This window comes from Serratia sp. Ag1 (genome assembly GCF_000743355.1).
Classification (GTDB): Bacteria; Pseudomonadota; Gammaproteobacteria; order Enterobacterales; family Enterobacteriaceae; genus Chania.
In genome coordinates this window covers 13958-31782 of sequence record NZ_JQEI01000032.1, presented here as the reverse complement: position 1 = coordinate 31782, position 17825 = coordinate 13958, and the positions used below count along the sequence as shown (strand labels likewise).

Sequence of the window (17825 nt, the reverse complement as noted above, 5' to 3'; positions counted from 1 at the left end):
TCAAAAGGTATAACGCAGCCCCACACGGATACGGTATTGTTCTGCATTATAATCCAACCAGCGATCTAACCATTGCAGTTCTAAATAAGGCATCCAGTGGGTGTCTATTTTATAGCTGAATTTATTGGTAATCTCCCAGTGATGACCTTTTCCATTTTTACTGTGGAAATCATTTACCCGGATAAAGTAATGTGGCTCGAAGGTATAGTTAAGCTCGTCAGTGACTTTAAAATTCCAGTAACTGGCAAATTCATGGGTATCATTGCGTGCCGGTTGGCCGTTAAAGTCGATGGAGTCATAATTACTGCGGTTATAACGGTAACGCACGGTCAGATTAAACATGGGTAGGAATTTATAGTTGTTATCCAGATAAAGCGCCCCACCGGAGCCAGCACTGTTGGCGTTGACCAATCCGCCCGAAGAAACCGTCCATTGCTCCGTCGGGCGGAACAGCGGATACCAGCCCTCCAGCTCATTATAGCTATGGTTCAACTGATCAAATTTGCCGATATTATAAGCATTAGTGGCCATCACTCCGGCACCGCCGTCAAAATTATACCCTGCGCGCAGGATAACCTCATTCAATTCCGAAGCGGTGTTGTATGCCTCACGGGTTTCCAGATAAGCGCGCCCGGCCTGGGCACTGGCTGAAGCGATTAATGACGTAATCAACAGTAATAATTTAGCTTTATTCATTTTGATTTCCCAAATAGTCTGGATAAAATAACTCGCCGCCGTGCAATCGCGCATGGCGGTATATACCCGTCATACTTCAAGTTGCTTGGGTGTTGGCTGCCCTCACTCACCCCAGTCACTTACTTGAGTAAGTTCCTGGGGCTTCGCTCAGTTGCCGCCTACAAGCAACTCGAATTATTTTGGGTATAGCTATTTTTAATAATTAAACTTCTTTGATGGCTTGTGTGTTAACTACCGGCTGAAAAGTTATATCCTTACCGTGATTGTTTTTACGCAGATTAATTTCATTTATTATCTGCATAAATAGTTGCTCATTTAATTTATAGAAAGCCCCCATCATAATTGCAGCCACCATCGCCAATAGGCAGGGATAAATAAAAATCAACTGTCGCAAACCCTCCAGCACCGCTGGTGACTGCACAACATTCGGAACATAACCAATTTGCGTCAGCATAATCCCCGGCAGCAACCCCGCCAGCGCAGCGGAGATCTTGCGCGAGAAGGTATAACCGGTGTAGACCGAGCCTTCCGTGCGGATGCCAGTTTTCCATTCACCATAGTCGACGGTATCTGATACCAGCGCCCAGTTCAGGCTGTTCACAAACGCGGTGCCAAAAAATGCCATACAGGAGAACGCCACGAAAGAGACGGAACTGTTGCCCCAACCGTAGTTCAGCACATCGCCCAGGCCCCACAGCAGCAATCCGCCGAGATAGACGCGCTTCTTGCCGAAGCGTTTCACCGCCGCTGGCACCATCAGTACGCCAATCAGAATGCAGCCCATGCTGAAAAAGCCCATATAGGACAGCAGACGGATGTCGTGCAACACGTACTGCGTGTAATAAACCTGGATCGCCAGCTTGATGTTAAACGCCGCCAGCGTACACAGGTTGGCGATACACAGCACCAGCAGCGGTGGGTTTTTGAAAATGCCGCAGAAGGACTTGAAGATCCCCGGTTTATGGTGATCCGGTACCACTTCCACATAGCGCTCTTTCACCCCGGCATAGCACCACCACATGCAGAACACGCCGCAGGTAGCAAACACCATGGCCGCCGCCAGATAGCCGATCTCTGGGCGAGCAGTAAACAGCGACTGGATCGGTACGAACCCGACAGTGCACAGCAATAACCCGAGCGTGGCCCCACCTTGCCGCCAGGCAGCCAGTTGCGCCCGTTCCTGCGGGTTCTTGGTGATAGCAGGCACCATCGCCCCGTAGGCACAGTTCATCAGGCTATAAAACAGGCCGAACAACATAAACAGCACGGTGGCCAATATGGTTTTGCCGTTCAGGTTGAAGCCGCTATTGAAAAAGTTAGCCACCGCCAGCAAAGCCACTGGCAGTGAAGCATAAAAAATAAAGGGCCGGAATTTGCCTTTGGCACCGATATTACGCCGCGAATCCAGCAACACGCCGGTCAGCATATCGGTGAAGGCGGTAAAGAACTTGGCAATCAGAAAGATCACACCGCCGTAGATCGCGGGTAATCCCAAAATATCGGTATAGAATTTCAGCAGATACAGCGTGCCAATGCACAGCATCAGGTTAGAACCGAAGTCCCCCATGCCGTAGGCCAGCTTTTCACGCAGCGGCAGCCGCAGCGTGACGGGATCGTTGTAAGGTAATGAGTTGGCCATATACCATGTCCTCGTAGGAGATTGATGACAAAGTGGCTGTTAATCCGAGATACCCGGGCCTAGCGCACCGAGGGGCGCTCCGGCGGCTCACGCCGCTACGACCCCTTCGGCACGCTCTCCCTAATAACGGGCTTTGTCAGCAATCTGATAGCCTATCTGAATAGGCTTTTATTATTTTTTAACCCGTTTCCCCATCGCTGCGATGGCCTGCTATAAACGGAGCTGCAGGTTGCCTCTGTCTACACTGCCGGGTTCATCTTGCGCTTGCGGGTTTCCAACTCATCCACAATCTTGAGGTAGTTCCTCTCCGTCAGGTGGTAGAACAGGCCCATGGTCAATGCCGTCAGCACCGCCAGCCCGCAAGGGTAGATAAAGATCAGTTGCCGCAGCCCTTCCAGCGTACTGGCACCTTGTTCCACGTTAGGCACATAGCCGATATAGGCCAGCATCACGCCAGGAAAGAAACCGGCCAACCCTTGGGAAACCTTACGGAAGAAGGTAAAGCCGGTATAAACCGTGCCTTCAGAACGCACGCCGGTTTTCCATTCGCCATATTCCACGGTATCGGACACCAGCGCCCAGTTGAGGCTGTTAACGAAAGCGGTGCCAAAGAATGCCAGGCAGGAGAACAGCACAAACAGCGTAGAGGTATTACCCCACAGGTAATTCATGGCATCGCCGAGGATCCACAGTGACAAACCGCCCAGATAGACGTTTTTCTTGCCAAAGCGTTTCACCACCGTCGGCACCAGCAGCACGCCGAGCAGAATACAACCCATGCTGAAAAACCCCATGTAAGACAGCAGGGTGATATCGTTAAGCACGTATTGGGTGTAGTAGATCTGGATCGCCAGCTTGATGTTGAACCCGGCCAACGTGCACAGGTTGGCAACGCATAACACGAACAGCGGCTTATTACCGGTAATCGCTTTAAAGGATTGCAGCAGGCCCGGCTTTGGCGCACCCGGTTTCGGCAATTCGACGTAGCGTTCTTTAACGCCGGAATAGCACCACCACATGCACAGCATGCCAACAAACGCGAAGATCGCCGCCGCCACCAGATAACCTACCTGCGCTTGGCCTTCAAACAGCGATAGGATCGGCACAAACCCGACGGTACACAGCAACAGCCCGACCGTCGCCCCGCCCTGACGCCAGGCGGCCAGTTGCGCACGTTCCTGCGGGTTTTTAGTCATCGCAGGCACCATTGCGCCGTAGGAGCAGTTCATCATGCTGAAAAACAACCCGAATGCCATAAAGATCAGCGTGGCAATCACCGTTTTCGCCAGCACGTCGAGCGATATGCCAACGCCGATAAAGTTGGCAACCACCAGCAGCGCCACCGGCATTGAGGCGTACAGAATAAATGGCCGGAACTTGCCTTTGGGGCCGATATTGCGCCGCGAATCCAGCATCAGCCCGGTGCCGATATCGGTAAAGGCGGTAAAAAAGCGGGAGATCAGGAAGATCAACCCACCCCATGCGGCTGGGATGCCCAGCACGTCGGTATAAAACTTCAGCAGGTATAGCGTACCCACACATAACAGCAGGTTAGAACCGACATCGCCCATGCCATAGGCAAACTTCTCGCGCAGCGGCAATGTCAGCTTGACTGGATCCTGGTTAACTTCACTCATGGTGATTCTCCTTGGAAAACACCCCGTCCCGAGGTTGCCGCCATTGCCGGTTGAGCTAATGGCGGCTGACAGTTTCTTATAGTTACAACGCTTTTAATGAGGCAAACAGCCCGGCCCACTCGCTGCTGGCACGGTAAAATACCGGCGGCTGACCGATTGGCGCGGCGACCGTCACTTCACACCCGCCGCTGTGCGGTTCACCGGTCCACAGGTTGATCCAGTTATCCTGCGGCAGATAGAGCGTCCAATCGCTGCGCCCTTCTTCATGTACCGGAGCCACCAGCAGCTCGCGACCAAACAGGTATTGATATTTCAGGTTGTAAGTGTGGGCATCGTCTTCGTAATGCAGGAACAGCGGGCGCATCACCGGCAAACCGGATTGCGAGTTCAGCGCCACCGCCTGTTTGATGTACGGCTTCATGGCGCTAAACACCCGGCTCATGCGGGCGAACTGGCGAATGGTTTCCACATCGTGATCAAACTGCCAGTTATCGTCCGGGCGGTTGCCCTCGTGGGTGCGCATCAGCGGCGTAAAGGCACAGAATTCACACCAGCGCATCAGCAGTTCCTTGCTACGCTTCATCTCAAACAGCGTGGTATAACCACCGATGTCGCTGTGGTGCAGACCATGGCCGGTCATCGCCAGCGACAGCGCCGCCGGGATCACCGAGGCCAAGCCGTCGTCCAGGCTCCAGTCGACGTTCTGATCCCCGGCCCACATCATCACCGAGTATTTCTGGCTGCCGGTGTAGCCTGCGCGCATAAAGAACAGGATCTCCCCCAGCTTGCCGCTTTCCACCAGCGCGTCGTAGTTGCACTTGGCCCACAGCGCAGGCCAGGCGTTGTGCATGATCTCCGCATCCACGCCGTTGTGCATCACGGTGTCAGTTGGCAGGTATTCGCCAAAATCGGCCATCCAGCCGTCGAGGCCGAATTCAATCAGGTTCTTTTTAATGACGTTCTTGTACCAGTCATAGGCTTCCGGTTTAGTGAGATCGACCACCCCGGCGTAGAACTCGCCAAACTCCACCTGATAATCGTTGCCGCTGTAATCTTTGGTCAGATAGCCTTGCTCAGCAGCTTCGGCATACAGCTCTTTCTCGATCGCCACATAAGGGTTGATGTAGCCAAGGAAGCGCACGCCTTCTTTCTTCCACTGGGGAATACGCTTATCCAGTTCGGGGTACAGTTCGCTGTCCCAACGCCAGTTCCACATCAGGCGCTTGCCGAAAGAAGTAATACGGCGGCCTTCCCAATCCTGCGCCCAGATACCGCTGACCTTAACGCCGTGTTCACGCATCAGATCCAGCTTCTGCTGACACACTTCTGTGCCGCCCTGAATGCCGAGGATCACCCCGTCATACACCCAGTCCGGCAACTCCGGCTGGCGGCCCAGCAGCGCGGTGAGTTTCTCCAGCAGGCCGATATAGCTGTCGGCGCAGTCAAAACGCAGCACCGCCTGATCCTGCCAGATCGCCAGTTCGTGGAACTCAGCGGCAGAGAAGTCAAAATTCATGTAGCAGCTATTTTCCACATGGCAGTAGTACTTCTGGCTGCTGACAAAGGTTGGCTGTGGGAAGAACGTCCAGTAATAGTCGCCGCCAGCGTTCTCTTTACAGTCGGCCTGCCAGGTCACATAGCTCTGCTTGTTGCGGCCCACGCCCTGTTCGCTGGTCCACAATGGGAACGGCTTGCCGCGCAGATCGAAGTAAGAAAACTGCTCACCACAGCCGTAAACGTGATCCTGCGGCTGAGCGGCCAAACGCAACCACATACGGTTGTTGGTCTGATCGCTATTGTGCAACTGCATTTCCAGCCGCCCTTGCGCATCGGTGGTGATGTGCAGCGTACTGTGCGCCACATCGCCACGGCTGAAACGGATGTTCCAGCCCTGCCCCTGCGGGGTGATGTGAACCTCGGCCAGCGCCAGTTTTTCGCTGAGCTGATCTTTGATGCTGAAGTTGCCACGGAACATGTCGATATCCGCCTTGCCGCGCCCGATCCACAGGCAGGGTGCATCAGGGGTATGGCGCAGCAGCACGCGCTGCTGAAAAGTCAGGGTGAAGCCACCTGCGTGTTGCGTCAGTTCCAAGCCTTGCTGAGAAGTCATCTTTAATTCTCCAAAAGGTTAAATGCGGTATTTTCCCAAAGCGTTTCCATGCATCAGGTCAGTTCGATCACGTCCAGCCCCAGCAAATCAGCGACTTTGCGCAGCAGCGGGCGATGTTCGCCGTACACCAGCGAAGTGTGATGCTCCATCCCGGCGGCGATTAACCGCTGGCGGTAGGTGTCGGCATCCACATCCAAACGGGCCGTCCCGGCGGTGCCGGAAAACGCCAGCGGAGCCTTGATCATCTCGCCCCCAGCCAGCATCAGGCGCAGTTTGCCCTCCCCTTGGGTAATGCGGCACAGCGTGATGCGCCCAGGTTTGAGGGCAAACTCAGACAGCAGTGGCAGCTTGCGGTTAGAGTGAATAGTGGCCTGCACCGGGCCATCGCGATCGGCCATTTCAATCGGCGCCTGGCCGCAGTGCCAGAACACCACGCTGTTGTCCTGCGGATCGATATCCACCAGATCGGTGTTGAACGCCGCATTGCCGGAAGCCCACTGCGCCATCAGTGAGGACAGCACGCCAAACATGTCGGCTTCGCAGCCGCACGGCACTTGGTCTTCGTTCATCAGCGCCAGCGCGCCGCAGGCGGCACAGCCGTAATCGGTGAAAAAGTCCGGCCAGCAACGCACGGCAATGCCGTTGTAACCTTCGCGCTGCGCTTTTTCACGCAGGGCCGAGTAAACCTTGAGAGTTTTACGGGTGGCGGTCTGGTCCATTTCGGCCAGATTGGAGAAGTCTTTGGCGCGGCGGGCATAAGGCGCATCGGCCACGCTGTCTGGCAACGCTTTTACTTCGTCGATAAACTCCAGCACTGGCTGACGCGTCACTTCCACGCCAAAGTGTTGTTTCAGTTGCTGCTGGTTGTAGTTACAGGCGTCAAAACCCAGCGGATGCTCGCCGATCACCATCACTTTCGCCTGTTTGAAACGCTTGACGATCGCCGCTGCCTGCGCCAACTGCTGTAATTCATTGATCACACGCTGATCACTCGGCAGACCGTGCAAAGTCTGCACCTTGATCGCCTCACGGCTCAGCGCATGGCAAGCCAGATTCACCCCGCAGAACGAATTCAGCCGTAAGCGGCCACCGGTACGCGCTTCGGGGAATGACCACAGCGCCGTTGGCACCGGGAAGTCACGCACCACTTCGGTAGTCAGCGAGGCATCGGTAAAGGTCACTTGCAGGATCAGCAGCAGATCGAGATCTGCCTGCTTGAGCGTGGGCAGCGCTTGCAGGGCCGATGCCGCATCAAATTGCAGCATCGGTTCCCCCACCAGTTCGACATCCATGCCTTCGAGCGTATGCCAGGCTTGCGCCAACATTTCTTGTGCATAGGGCACATCAAAGGTGTTGCGGCCTAACGCCAATACGCCGACTTTTGCTTTATTTGTCATTATATTGCTTCCAGTAATCGGTGAAATTCATCAAAGGCTATGCCACGGTGCTGAAACGGTGCTCGGTGCAACTGTGATACTGTTCGCCAGGGCGTAACACCACGTTGCTGAAGTGGGCGTGGTGAATGCTGTCGGGGAACGCCTGCGTTTCCAGGCAGATACCGGAAAACGCCTGATAGCGATGCCCGGCTTTGCCGTTCCAGACCTTGTTGGAGAGCTTGAAGGCGTTGTAAAACTGCATGCCCGGCAACGAGGTATGGACTTCCATCACGCGCCCGCTGTGCGGGCAAATCAGGCTGGCTGCCGGGTGCAGCGCGCCGTCGCCAGGTTTAAGCACATAGTTCATGTCAAAGTCTTGTGCCGGGCGGTGCAGCATCGCATCCCCCAAACGGCGAGCATTGCGGAAATCAAACGCCGTCCCCGCCACGCGGCGGATCTCACCAGTGGGCAACATGGTGGTTTCATCCACCGGAGTGATGAAATCGGCTTCGATCTTGAGCTGCTGATCGTGGATCAGATGCGTATGGCCACGCAGGTTGTAGTGGCTGTGATTGACCAGGTTAACCAGCGTCGGTTTATCGGTTTGCGCCTCAAAGCTCAACGTCATCACGTTGTCTTCGGTCAGGCCAATACGGTGACGAACCTGCAAATTGCCCGGATAGCCTTCCTCGCCGTCGGCAGAAGTGCGGCTGAAAATAATGCCGTCGCCGTCTTCCTGCGCCTGCCAGACATACTTGTCAAAACCCCGCGCACCACCGTGCAGATGTTGGCCGGTGGTCAATTCATTGGTCGCTAACACGTATTCCTGGCCATCAATCTTGAAGCGCCCCCCGGCGATGCGGTTGGCACAGCGCCCGGCAATTGCCCCAAAGAACGGGTGCCCAGCCTGGTAAGCAGCCAGATTGTCAAACCCCATCACGATGTCTTCTGCCTGCCCGTGCCGATCTGGCACCCACAGTTGGGTAATGATGCAGCCGTAGTCAGTCACACACAGCCGCATACCGTTGGCATTGCTCAGCGTGAACAGAGAAACCGCCTGCCCTTGATGTTCACCAAAATGCTGACGTTGAATGGTTGTCATAGCTTGAACCTTATGGTTAGCGCGACACGACGCCGCGCAACAACAGATGCTTAAAACAGCACGGCCTTGCCGTGGCTGCCGAATAACCGGATTTTTTCGACCACTCTTTCCTTCATCACATCACGCCCGCGACCAAGCGAAACCGCCAGCACAAACTCTTCAGGGTCTTTGTTCAGCACCTCAGCCACACCTAGGGTAAACGCCTGACGCAGTTCGGTATCCACGTTGATCTTGGCGACCCCCAGCGCTACTGCCTTGCGGATCTGCTCATCCGGCACGCCGGAACCACCGTGCAACACGATAGGCTTGCGGACGATCTCACGGATCTCATGCAGGCGTTCAAATGCCAGCCGGGGTTCTTGCTTGTACAAACCGTGCGCCGTACCAATCGATACCGCCAGATAGTCCACGGTGGTCAGTTCGGAAAACTTCAACGCTTCATCGCTGGTGGTGATCAGGGCGTCTTTTTCATCCACCGAGATGTCGTCTTCAGTGCCGCCGATCTTGCCGATCTCCCCTTCCACCCCAATATTCAGCGCGTGAGCCACATCCGCCACCGCGCGGGTGATCCGCACGTTTTCGTCGAATGACAGATGTGAGCCGTCAAACATCACCGACTGGAACCTTGCCTGTACCGCCTGCATGGTTTGCGCAAAGCTGCGGCTGTGATCGAGGTGGACACACACCGGCACGGTAATGTCCTGCATAAAAGCATCGATCATCGCTTTCATCGGCTCTAAGCCCATCACGCTGATCACTTTCTGGCCCACCTGAATCATGATCGGTGCCTGTTCCTGCTCGGCGGCCAGCAAAATGGCGCGAATGGTTTCGGCGTTATGAGCGCTGAAAGCACCAATGGCGTAGCCGTTTTTCCACGCGTGCTGGACCATGGTGTAACCGGATAAATAAGGCATTTTCTCTCCCCTATGCGCGCTGAACATCAGGCGCTTGTGTCATCAATCAATGTTTGCCTGCCAGACCGGAAGCGGAACGAACCTGTTCCAGAATGGCGCTCCAATCCTGATGCCCACGCCCGCTGGCGCGTGCCTGGCTGTAAACTTCGCGCGCCGCCGCGCCCAACGGCATGGCAACGTGCAACTGGTTAGCGACATCCAGCGCAATCCCTAAATCCTTGTGCGCCAGATCGATCATGAACGCCGGGCTGAGATCGCCCTTCAGCACCTTGTTCGGCCAGGTGGTGGTGAAGTGCCCTTTGCCTGCCGGAGTGCCGTTCATCACCTGCAGCGCCACGTCAAACGACAGCCCCAAGGCTTCGCACAGCACCGCCGCTTCGGCAGACAGTGCATTAAGCGCAATGCTCATGTAGTTGTTGATCAGCTTCACGCGGATGCCCATGCCCGGCCCACCGGCATTGATCAATTCCGACCCCATCGCCATCAGTACCGGCGTGGCGCGCTGTACCTGCTCGGCGGTACCACCGGCCAAAATCAACAAAGTGCCCGCCTGCGCGTGATCGGAAGTGCGCCCTACCGGGGCATCCATCAGGCTGAACCCCTGAGCCTGCATATCGGCGATTAAGCGGTCAGTTTGCAGCGGATGAATGGTGGACATGTCGATCACCAGTGCCGCTGGCGACAGCGTGCTGCACACGCCAGCCGCGCCGAACAACACCTCACGCACCAGATCGCCGTTCGGCAGCATGGTGATCACAAATTCCGCGTCCAGTACCGCCTGCGCCGGGCTGGCAGCCGCCGTTGCCCCCTGTGCCACCAAAGCGCTGACCGCCGTTGGGCTGATATCAAAAACGCTCAGCCGGTGACCCTGCTTAATCAGGTTGCTGGCCATCGGTGCCCCCATTTGCCCTAACCCGACGAATGCGATCTGTGCCATGGTTCTCTCCTGTTCGTTACGATTGTCTGTTTTGTGTCAACTTACCTCGCACAATACAGATCATTTATGTCTGTTTTTGATCGTATTTGTAATTTATGGTCAAAAAATTGACACGCGTCACTCTTTTAACATTTGAGAAAATTAAAATGGTGGCATCGTGATCGGCCACCACTTTTTGGCGCAAACCGTTTTAGTGAAACAGAAACATATACCCTATGGATTTCAAGGTACGGGTAGGCGGCAACCGAGCGAATCCAAGGAGTTGAGATTACTCAATGACTTGGGTGAGTCAGGGCAGCCAACACCCCTGCAACTTGAAAGACGACGGGTATACAACAGAGGATCCAGACTATGACTCGCATTGCCTGTGTAGGTATTACGGTGCAAGACCGTTTGTATTACGTGGAGAAACTGCCACAAGGGGGCGGGAAATATGTCGCCAACGATTACCGAGAAATCGGCGGTGGCCCCGCAGCAACCGCCGCCGTCGCAGCGGCTAAGCTGGGTGCAGAGGTCGATTTCATTGGCCGCGTTGGCGACGATGCCACCGGGCGAACGTTGCTGGCAGAACTGGAGAGTTATGACGTTAATGTCGGTTATACCCGCCGCTACCCGCAGGCTCGATCTTCGCAGTCGGCGGTGCTGGTGGATGCGCAGGGTGAACGTATCATTATCAACCACCCCAGCCCCGATCTGCCGGAAGATGCCGACTGGCTGCACGAGATCGACTTTAGCCGCTATGACGTGGTGTTGGCTGACGTGCGCTGGCATCAGGGAGCCCTGACGGCTTTTACACTGGCGCAACGCGCTGGAGTGACTACACTGCTGGATGCCGACGTAACGCCGCAAGACATCCGTCCGCTGGTAGCACTGGCCGATCATGCCGCCTTCTCTGAACCAGGTTTGGCCCGAATGACCGGAGAAACCGCAGCAGAAAAAGGATTACGGTTAGCAAAAAATGACAAAAACGGACAGGTTTATGTCACTCAAGGAAAGCAAGGTTGTTTTTGGCTGGAAAACGGTCAGCTGAAACATCAGCCGGGCTTTAAGGTTGAGGTGGTGGATACCACCGGCGCAGGGGACGTTTTTCACGGCGCGTTGGCGGTAGCACTGGGTTCGCAACCGGATATCGCACAGGCGGTACGCTATGCCAATGCCGTTGCCGCCTTGAAGTGTACCCGCCCCGGCGGGCGCGCAGGCATCCCCAACTGTGATCAAACAGACTCTTTCCTGGCCAGTTTTGTATAAGATGATCAACTGATGACAATATTTAAGAGAGCTAAACATGAGTCTGACTGAACTTACCGGCAACCCGCGCCACGATCAGCTGATTCAGTTGATCACCAAGCGCGGTTACATGAATATCGACGAACTGGCCCAATTGCTGGCGGTTTCAACACAGACAGTACGGCGCGATATCCGTAAGCTGAGCGAACAGGGGCTGATTACCCGTCATCACGGCGGCGCAGGGCGCGCTTCCAGCGTGGTAAACACCGCTTTTGAGCAGCGTGAACTCTCTTACACCGAAGAAAAAATCGCCATTGCGGAAGCGATCGCCGATTACATTCCCGATCGCTCCACGGTATTTATCACCATCGGCACCACGGTTGAGCATATCGCCCGGGCGCTGATGAATCACAGCCACCTGCGGATTATCACCAACAGTCTGCGGGTGGCGCATATTCTGTATAAAAATACCGAGTTTGAAGTGATGGTGCCGGGTGGCACGCTGCGCCCGAATAACGGTGGCATTATCGGCCCCTGTGCAATGACTTTTGTTGAAGGGTTTCGCGCCGATTATCTGATTACCAGCGTCGGGGCGATCGAAGCTAATGGGGATTTGCTGGAGTTCGATGTCAACGAGTCCAGCGTGGTGAAAGCAATGATGGCTCATTCACGCCATATTCTGCTGGCAGCGGATCACACCAAATTCCATGCTTCTGCGGCGGTCGCTATTGGCAATACCCGCCAGGTAACGGCGTTATTTACCGACACTCCACCGCCCCCTTCATTGGGAACATTATTGCAACAGCAACAGGTGGAATTGGTGGTCACTTCGGCCAGTGCTGAAGAGCCAACGCTTTGATATTTCCCGCTGATTTTCCTGTCAATAATTAATGCATGCTGGACGTTAATAAGCATGCATTAACCCCCCATATTTCCCGCCTATCACATCTATTAATTACCGACGAAAGAGCAAAATAAGGTTGTCTCAGAGTGTCAGTATGTTAGGGTATATAGCACTCTTATTTTCTATTAGGAAATTTTATCGCTCGATAATACATCACAGGAAATTGATATTTGCATGGCAATTAAACTCGAAGTAAAGAACTTATATAAGATATTTGGTGAACACCCGGAGCGGGCATTTAAGCTGCTTAAACACGATCTGACAAAAGATCAGATACGGGAAAAAACAGGGTTATCAATCGGCGTAAAAAACGCCTCTCTGGCCATTGAAGAAGGCGAGATATTTGTCATCATGGGGCTTTCCGGTTCCGGTAAATCCACCCTGGTACGCCTTCTCAATCGTCTGATAGAACCCACGCGCGGTCAGGTACTGATTGATGGCGAAGATATTGCCCAAATATCCGATACGGCGTTGCGTACCGTACGGCGAAATAAGATCAGCATGGTGTTCCAGTCATTTGCCTTAATGCCGCACATGAACATATTAAATAATACGGCCTTTGGCATGGAATTAGCAGGTATATCTTTGCAGCAACGTCAGGAAAAAGCATTAGATGCATTGCATCAGGTTGGCCTGGAGAATTATGCTCACGCTTATCCCGATGAACTTTCTGGTGGTATGCGTCAACGGGTAGGATTAGCCCGCGCTCTGGCGAACAATCCGGATATATTGTTAATGGATGAAGCCTTCTCTGCGCTCGATCCATTAATCCGCACCGAAATGCAGGATGAATTAGTCAAATTACAGGCAAAACATCAGCGCACCATTGTATTTATTTCCCACGATTTAGATGAAGCGATGCGTATTGGCGATCGGATTGCCATTATGCAAGGTGGTGAAGTGATTCAGGTAGGAACACCGGATGAAATATTAAATAATCCGGCCAATGATTACGTGCGCACCTTCTTCCGTGGCGTAGATATCAGCCACGTTTTCAGTGCTAAAGATATCGCCCAACGCCGCCCGGTCACGTTGATTCGCAAAACCCCCGGTTTTGGCCCACGTTCAGCACTGCAACTGCTGCGTGAAGAAGACCGTGATTATGGTTACGTGGTTGAACGCGGCAAGAAATTTATCGGCGTGGTGTCGATAGATTCACTCAAGCAGGCGCTGGCAGCCAAGCAAACGCTGGATGATGCGCTGCTGGATGCCCCGCAACCGGTGCCAGCCGATATGCCACTAAGTGAGCTGATCTCACTGGTGGCGCAAGCTCCCTGTGCCGTGCCAGTGGTAGGGGAAGAGAACAACTATATCGGAATCATTTCCAAAGCCATGCTGTTGCAGGCTTTAGATAAAGAGGGCCCAACGCATGAGTAATCAACAAGATCCGTGGGCAACAGCCTCCAGCACAGCCACCAGCAGCGATCCCTGGTCAACGGGTGCCGCTCATGATGCTGCCGCACCAGGCGCTGACTGGCTTAACAGTGCGCCCGTACAGCCAGACAGTTTTAGCCTGCTCGATCCGTTCCATCATACCTGGGTGCCACTGGATTCCTGGGTCACCGAAGGCATCAGTTGGTTGGTCCTGCATTTCCGCCCACTGTTCCAAGGCATCCGTGTACCAGTAGATCTGATTCTCAGCGGTTTCCAGCAGTTGCTGCTGGGCATGCCCGCGCCGATCGCTATTGTGCTGTTCTCGCTGATCGCCTGGCAGATCACCAGCCTCGGTATGGGGGTTGCTACGCTGGTGTCACTGGTGGCCATTGGCGCGATCGGTGCCTGGTCGCAAGCCATGGTTACGCTGGCGCTGGTGCTCACCGCGCTGTTCTTCTGCATTCTGCTCGGCTTGCCGCTCGGCATTTGGTTGGCACGCAGCAAACACGCGGCCAAAGTGATACGGCCTCTGCTTGATGCCATGCAGACCACCCCCGCATTCGTCTATTTAGTACCGATCGTGATGTTGTTCGGCATCGGTAACGTGCCGGGGGTCGTCGTGACCATTATCTTCGCGTTACCGCCGATTGTGCGCCTGACCATTCTGGGCATCAACCAGGTACCGGAAGATCTGATCGAAGCTGCCGAGTCCTTCGGTGCCAGCCCGCGTCAGTTGCTGTTTAAGGTGCAACTGCCACTGGCAATGCCGACCATTATGGCTGGCGTTAACCAAACGCTGATGCTGGCGCTGTCGATGGTGGTAATCGCCTCAATGATCGCCGTCGGTGGCTTGGGCCAGATGGTGCTGCGCGGCATTGGTCGCCTGGATATGGGGTTGGCCGCCGTCGGCGGGGTCGGGATTGTCATTCTGGCGATTATTCTTGATCGCCTCACCCAAGCGCTGGGCCGCGACCGCCGCAGCAAAGGGATTGGCCGCTGGTACTCCCACGGCCCCATCGGGCTGATGACTCGTCCGTTTATCAAAAAAGCCTGATCGTCTTTATCTATACCCAAAATAATTCGAGTTGCTTGTAGGCGGCAACCGAATGACAAACCGGTCAAAGACCGGTTTGAACAGCGCTTGCGCTGGCCCGCAGGGTGAGCCTCATTTATGAGGCTCATAATCCCCAGGAGCTTACTCAGGTAAGTGACTGGGGTGAGTGACAAATCTGCTTGGCAGATTTGAACGCTGCTTGCAGCGGCCCCGAAGGGGCGAGGCCCAGTATGGGCCGAGTAACGCAGCCAACACCCAAGCAACTTGAAGTATGACGGGTATAAAACCAGAGGAATAATTATGCGCACCACAGGAATCTGGGCGATTGCCCTTACCACACTGATTGGCTCACAGGTTGCCTCCGCTGCTGATTTGCCAGGAAAAGGTATCGCGGTACAACCGGTACAAAGCACCCTTTCTGAAGAAACCTTCCAGACATTGCTGGTGAGCAAAGCGTTAGAGAAGCTCGGCTACGAGGTGAAAGAACCTCGGGAAGTGGATTATAACGTGGCCTACACTTCCATCGCCTCCGGCGATGCCACTTTTATCGCAGTGAACTGGGATCCACTTCAGGCCGATCAGTACCGCTCCGCCGGGGGCGATGACAAGTTCTATCGTGAAGGGATATACATCAACGGTGCGGCACAGGGTTATCTGATCGACAAAAAAACCGCTGAGCAGTATCAGATTACCAATATCGCTCAGTTGAAAGACCCCAAGATTGCCAAACTGTTTGATACCAACGGTAATGGCAAAGCCGATCTGACTGGTTGTACGCCAGGCTGGGGCTGTGAGGCGGTGATTAACCACCACCTTAACACTTACGGCCTGAGCAACAGCGTTGAACATAATCAGGGCAACTATGCTGCAATCATTGCCGATACCATCACCCGCTTTAAAGAAGGCAAACCGGTGCTGTACTACACCTGGACGCCTTACTGGGTCAGTGATGTGCTGGTGCCGGGCCGCGATGTAGTCTGGCTGCAAGTGCCGTTCTCGTCGCTGCCGGGTGAGCAGAAGAACGTGGATACCAAACTGCCAAACGGGGCCAATTATGGTTTCCCGGTCAATACCATTCGGATTGCGGCCAACAAGGCATGGGCGCAGGCTAACCCGGCTGCCGCCAAGCTGTTTTCCATCATGCAATTACCGATTGCCGATGTGAATGCGCAAAATCTGCGGATGCATGAGGGGCAAGCTTCTCAAGCGGACATTCAGAATCACGTCAATGGCTGGATCAAGGCGCATCAGGCAACATTTGATAATTGGGTGGAAACCGCCGCCGCAGCGGCAAAGTCATAACCTTTCAGTGGGCGCAGTACGCTGCGCCCTGACACCATTTTGCTAAACAGCCAAAACGACTTTACCATTTTGGGCTCAGTGAGAAATTAAACATTGTTTTAACAACCTGCCTTGCTCGATACTCTGCACCACTGAATATTCTTTAACTGCATCCCAATGAAGCCGCAAACCGAAAGTCAGGGCCTGAGCCCCTTATTAACCCTTATCATCGCCATGGCTACCGGCATCGCCGTCGCCAGTAACTACTATGCCCAGCCATTGCTGGAAACCATTGCGCAAAGCTTTAACCTGTCGGTCAATCAGGCCGGGTTTATCGTCACCGCCGCGCAGTTGGGTTATGCCGTAGGCTTGCTATTCCTGGTACCGCTTGGCGATATGTTTGAACGCCGTGGGCTGATCGTGTTTATGACGTTGCTGGCTGCCGGTGGCATGCTGATCACCGCAACCTCCGGCTCCTTGTCAATGATGATCCTCGGCACCGCGCTCACCGGGTTATTCTCGGTAGTGGCCCAGTTACTGGTGCCGCTGGCCGCCACGCTGGCTCGCCCAGAGAAACGCGGTAAAACCGTCGGTATCATCATGAGTGGCCTGTTGCTGGGGATCCTGCTGGCGCGTACCGTTGCCGGAGCTTTAGCGGCCATCGGCGGCTGGCGCACCATTTACTGGGTTGCCAGCGTGTTGATGATCCTGGTGGCGCTGATCCTATGGTGCGCCCTGCCGCGCTATAAACAGCATTCTGGTCTGAATTATCCGCAGTTGTTGAAATCCATCTTCTCGCTGTTCTGCTACACGCCGTTGCTGCGCACCCGCGCCATTATCGGTGCACTGTCATTCGCCAACTTCAGCATTTTATGGACTTCAATGGCGTTCCTGTTGGCCGCACCGCCGTTCAATTATTCCGAAGGGGTGATCGGGCTGTTTGGCCTGGTGGGTGCCGCTGGTGCTCTGGCGGCGTCACGCGCTGGGCATCTGGCAGATAAAGGCAAAGCAGGGCTGACCACCAGCGTCGGCCTGCTGCTGCTACTGTTGTCCTGGATCCCGATTGCATTAGCGAAACATTCCGTCTGGGCCTTGATTATCGGCATTCTGGTGCTCGATCTGGCGGTACAGGGCGTGCATGTCACTAACCAGAGCGTGATTTACCGCATTCTGCCAGAAGCACGCAATCGCCTGACCGCAGGCTACATGACCAGTTATTTCATTGGTGGCGCCTTGGGTTCAGTGCTTTCTGCCAGTGCTTATCAGCATGCGGGTTGGAACGGCGTTGCAGCCATCGGGGGAGTTTTATGTCTGCTAAACCTGCTGACCTGGTGGCGAGGAAAACGCCATGATCCGCAAGGCTCAGTCATTTCTTAGTTAGCAAGCATATAGTTATTTTTGTCATTTATTAAATGCCAGAGAGTATTAACCTCATTAACTCTCTGGTATTGTTATCGAGTTAAATTATTTTACTCTAAATAGTTCGAGTTGCTTCAAGGCGGCAAGTAACGGAGATCCCAAGCAACTTGAAGTATGAAGGGTATATCCAACAACCTTCCAAAGGATGGTGGAGA

The 17825-nt window shown here is 54.4% G+C and carries 14 protein-coding genes; 6 read left to right on the top strand and 8 right to left on the bottom strand.

Annotated elements, in window-relative coordinates; genetic code table 11:
- The 8 genes from ompL to yihU form a co-directional block, all read right to left on the bottom strand.
- A complete protein-coding gene (ompL, locus tag IV04_RS18975; RefSeq protein WP_037403945.1) occupies positions 1-696 on the bottom strand; it encodes a porin OmpL in 696 nt (231 codons plus the stop codon).
- A 202-nt stretch (positions 697-898) separates the two neighbouring features.
- A complete protein-coding gene (locus IV04_RS18970) occupies positions 899-2335 on the bottom strand; it encodes an MFS transporter (RefSeq protein WP_037403914.1) in 1437 nt (478 codons plus the stop codon).
- A gap of 239 nt (positions 2336-2574) precedes the next feature.
- Entirely contained in the window at positions 2575-3972 is a 1398-nt protein-coding gene (locus IV04_RS18965; RefSeq protein ID WP_037403913.1) for an MFS transporter, read from the bottom strand.
- 82 nt (positions 3973-4054) lie between these two features.
- Positions 4055-6082 (bottom strand): alpha-glucosidase, encoded by a 2028-nt coding sequence (locus IV04_RS18960; RefSeq protein WP_037403911.1) that lies wholly within the window; start codon positions 6080-6082, stop codon positions 4055-4057.
- A 53-nt stretch (positions 6083-6135) separates the two neighbouring features.
- The gene (locus IV04_RS18955) at positions 6136-7479 is read right to left on the bottom strand and encodes an L-fucose/L-arabinose isomerase family protein (protein WP_037403909.1); all 1344 of its coding nucleotides are present in this window, start codon (positions 7477-7479) and stop codon (positions 6136-6138) included.
- Between the two features lie 37 nt (positions 7480-7516).
- Entirely contained in the window at positions 7517-8560 is a 1044-nt protein-coding gene (locus IV04_RS18950) for an aldose epimerase family protein (RefSeq protein WP_037403908.1), read from the bottom strand.
- A 50-nt stretch (positions 8561-8610) separates the two neighbouring features.
- Positions 8611-9474 (bottom strand): class II fructose-bisphosphate aldolase, encoded by an 864-nt coding sequence (locus IV04_RS18945; RefSeq protein ID WP_037403907.1) that lies wholly within the window; start codon positions 9472-9474, stop codon positions 8611-8613.
- Positions 9475-9520: 46 nt separating this feature from the next.
- Entirely contained in the window at positions 9521-10411 is an 891-nt protein-coding gene (yihU, locus tag IV04_RS18940) for a sulfolactaldehyde 3-reductase (RefSeq protein ID WP_037403906.1), read from the bottom strand.
- A gap of 351 nt (positions 10412-10762) precedes the next feature.
- Between yihU and IV04_RS18935 the strand changes: the two genes are divergently transcribed.
- The 6 genes from IV04_RS18935 (at position 10763) to IV04_RS18910 (ending at position 17628) form a co-directional block, all read left to right on the top strand.
- Positions 10763-11659, top strand: a complete 897-nt coding sequence (locus tag IV04_RS18935; protein WP_037403904.1) for a sugar kinase — start codon at positions 10763-10765, stop codon at positions 11657-11659.
- Between the two features lie 37 nt (positions 11660-11696).
- Positions 11697-12497, top strand: coding sequence for a DeoR/GlpR family DNA-binding transcription regulator (locus tag IV04_RS18930; protein ID WP_037403903.1), 801 nt, complete (start codon positions 11697-11699; stop codon positions 12495-12497).
- A gap of 219 nt (positions 12498-12716) precedes the next feature.
- Positions 12717-13919 (top strand): glycine betaine/L-proline ABC transporter ATP-binding protein ProV, encoded by a 1203-nt coding sequence (proV, locus tag IV04_RS18925; protein ID WP_037403901.1) that lies wholly within the window; start codon positions 12717-12719, stop codon positions 13917-13919.
- On the top strand, positions 13912-14970 hold the full coding sequence (gene proW / locus IV04_RS18920) for a glycine betaine/L-proline ABC transporter permease ProW (RefSeq protein WP_037403899.1): 1059 nt from the start codon (positions 13912-13914) through the stop codon (positions 14968-14970). Before proV ends, proW begins: the two co-directional genes overlap by 8 nt.
- A gap of 300 nt (positions 14971-15270) precedes the next feature.
- Positions 15271-16272 (top strand): glycine betaine/L-proline ABC transporter substrate-binding protein ProX, encoded by a 1002-nt coding sequence (proX, locus tag IV04_RS18915; protein WP_037403898.1) that lies wholly within the window; start codon positions 15271-15273, stop codon positions 16270-16272.
- Positions 16273-16428: 156 nt separating this feature from the next.
- Positions 16429-17628: an MFS transporter gene (locus IV04_RS18910; RefSeq protein ID WP_037403897.1), complete on the top strand. Its 1200-nt coding sequence runs from the start codon at positions 16429-16431 to the stop codon at positions 17626-17628.
- Positions 17629-17825: the final 197 nt, after the last annotated feature.